Genomic DNA, 2,864 nt, shown 5'->3' on the forward strand with positions numbered 1-2,864 from the left:
GCCATGCGGTCAATCCGGCGGCGATCTTCAACCAGATCGATCGCATGGGCGTCGGCGCCATCCCGGTGGTCGTGCTGATGTCGGCCATCGTTGGCGCGATCGTCGCCCAGCAAGGCGCCTACCAGCTCAGCTATTTCGGCGCCGATATCTTCGTCGTCGATCTGGTCGGCGTGCTGATCCTGCGCGAACTCGGCGTGCTGATGACCGCGATCATGATCGCCGGCCGTTCGGGCAGCGCCATTACGGCTGAAATCGGCTCGATGAAAATGCGCGAGGAGGTCGACGCGCTGAAGGTCATCGGGCTCAATCCAATCGGCGTGCTGGTGTTTCCGCGGCTGGTCGCGCTGGTGATCGCACTGCCTTGCCTGACGATCATCGCCAATTTCGCCGCACTCGGCGGCGGCATCCTAGCCGCATGGCTCTACTCCGACATCGCACCGGCGGCGTTCATCGACCGGCTGCGTGTCGCCATCGATCTCAGCACCATCTTTGCCGGGCTGATCAAGGCGCCGTTCATGGCCATGATCATCGGCACGATTGCCTCGGTCGAAGGCATGAAGGTTGGCGGCAGCGCCGAATCGCTGGGACAACACGTCACCGCTTCGGTGGTGAAGTCGATCTTCGTGGTCATCATCCTCGATGGGCTTTTCGCCATGTTCTACGCGGCGATCGAGTTCTGACATGGCGACGCAGGGCAGCACAAAGGCGACTGGGGTTGCGGAAGGGGCCGACGAAGACGAGATCGTGCTTTCCGCGCACGACATCACCGTGTCCTTCGGCGACAAGGTCATTCTCGACAGATTGTCGCTCGATATCAGGCGCGGCGAGATCCTCGGCTTTGTCGGCGCCTCCGGTGCCGGCAAGTCGGTTCTCCTGCGCACCATCCTCGGCCTGGTCCACAAGCAGTCGGGAACGATCAAGCTGTTCGGCGTCGATGTCGAAAAGGCGAGCGAGAGGGAGCGTCTTCGCATCGACATGCGCCTTGGCGTCCTCTTCCAGCACGGCGCGCTGTTTTCGGCGCTCACGGTTCTCGAAAACGTGCAGGTGCCGATGCGCGAATATCTCGACCTGCCCAGAAAGCTGATGGACGAGCTGGCGATGCTCAAGGTCGAACTGGTCGGGTTGCCGCCGGATGCGGCGCAGAAATTTCCGTCCGAGCTTTCCGGCGGCATGATCAAGCGCGCGGCGCTGGCGCGCGCACTGGCGCTCGACCCCGACATCGTGTTCCTGGACGAGCCGACCTCCGGCCTCGATCCGATCAGTGCGGCTGAGTTCGACGAACTGGTCGTCAAGCTGCGCGATACCATGGATCTGACCGTGTACATGGTCACGCACGATCTCGACACGCTGTTCACAGCTTGTGATCGGGTGGCCGTGCTCGGCAAGAAGAAAGTGCTGGTCGAAGGCACGATCGACGACATGCTCAGAAGCGAGGAACCCTGGGTGAAATCCTATTTTCGCGGAAAACGTGCGCGGCAACTTGATCTTGCGGCCCGCGCGTAGCCATAAGTGGATAAATGGAAACCAGAGCCAACTACGTCATTGTCGGCATTTTCACGCTAGCCGCGATCCTGGCAGCGTTCGCGTTCGTCTATTGGACGGCCGCGATCGGCGACAGAGGTGAGACGGCGATGCTGCGGGTGCGCATTCCGGGATCGGCTTCCGGCCTCGGCCGCGGCAGCTTCGTGCTGTTCAACGGCGTCAGGGTTGGGGATGTCAGGCGCGTCTATATCGACGTCGACAATCCGACCGCCGCCATAGCCGACGCCGAAATAGACCGCATGACGCCGATCACCAAATCGACGCAGGCCGACATCGGCCTCGCCGGCCTCACCGGTCAGGCCAATATCGAACTCAAGGGCGCCGATCCCAAGGAGCCCAACCTCCTCGATCTGGCGGAAAAGGAAGGCCGTGTCGCCGAGATTGTCGCCAATCCGTCGGCGGTCACCAATCTCTTGCAGACGGCGCAGAACATCTTCACCCGCGCCGATACGGTTCTCACCCAGCTCGAAGGCTTCACCAGAGACGTTCGCGGGCCGCTGACGCAGACCGTCAACAATGTGCAGACCTTCTCCGACGCGCTGGCCAAGAACTCCGACGGCATCGACAAATTCCTCGCCAGCGTAAGTTCGCTTTCGGACGAGTTGAGGGGTGTCTCGGGCAAGCTCGACGGCACGCTGAAGGCGGCGGAAGGACTGCTCAACGCCGTCGACAAGGACCAAATCAAGAGCATCGTCGCCAACGTCGACACGGTGACCACGAACCTAAAGGAAACCAGCAAACAGTTCGACAGGGTCGTCAGGAATGTCGACACGGCCGTAGGGTCGATCAACGATTTCGCTCAAAGGACGCAAGGCACGCTGGCCAAAGTCGACGGCGTTCTCGACGGCATCGACCCGGCACAGGTTCGCACCGCGCTGGCCAACATCCAGAAGGCCAGCGAAAACGCCAACGAGGCTGCCGCCGACATCGCCAAGGTGACCAGCAAATTCGCCAACCGGGCCGACGATATCGACCAGACCATCAAGGACGCGCAGCAGCTCGCGGAGCGTCTCAACGACGCTTCGGTGCGCGTCGACGGCATCCTCGCCAAGGTCGATACATTGCTCGGCTCAGGTCAGGCCGACGGCATGATGGCCGATGCCAGGAATACGCTGAGATCGTTCAAGCAGGTCGCCGACACCCTGAACGCCCGCCTCGGCACCATCACCGACAATCTGGCCCGATTCTCCGGTCAGGGCCTGCAGAACGTCGAAGCGCTGGTCCAGGACAGCCGCCGTTCGATCAGCCGCATCGAAGAGGCGGTGACGGATCTCAGCCGAAATCCCCAGCGTATCCTGTCAGGCGGCGAAGGCGAGGTTCGG

At 62.0% G+C, this 2,864-nt stretch carries 3 protein-coding genes; all 3 read left to right on the plus strand.

The features are described 5' to 3' along the window. Positions 1-680: ABC transporter permease (locus tag EOA86_RS29025; protein ID WP_164892079.1), on the plus strand; the 680-nt coding region annotated here is incomplete at its 5' end. Between the two features lies 1 nt (position 681). Then, the gene (locus tag EOA86_RS29030; RefSeq protein ID WP_065009514.1) at positions 682-1,503 is read left to right on the plus strand and encodes an ABC transporter ATP-binding protein; all 822 of its coding nucleotides are present in this window, start codon (positions 682-684) and stop codon (positions 1,501-1,503) included. Positions 1,504-1,517: 14 nt separating this feature from the next. Then, on the plus strand, positions 1,518-2,864 hold a 1,347-nt coding region (locus EOA86_RS29035), incomplete at its 3' end, for an MlaD family protein (protein ID WP_164892080.1).

Source organism: Mesorhizobium sp. M5C.F.Ca.IN.020.32.2.1 (assembly GCF_004023105.1).
Taxonomy (GTDB): Bacteria; Pseudomonadota; Alphaproteobacteria; order Rhizobiales; family Rhizobiaceae; genus Mesorhizobium; species Mesorhizobium wenxiniae.

What these genes read in the sequence shown, in the direction of transcription:
- EOA86_RS29030 (WP_065009514.1), top strand. Translation starts at nt 682, where the DNA reads ATGGCGACGCAGGGCAGCACAAAGGCGACTGGGGTTGCGGAAGGGGCC.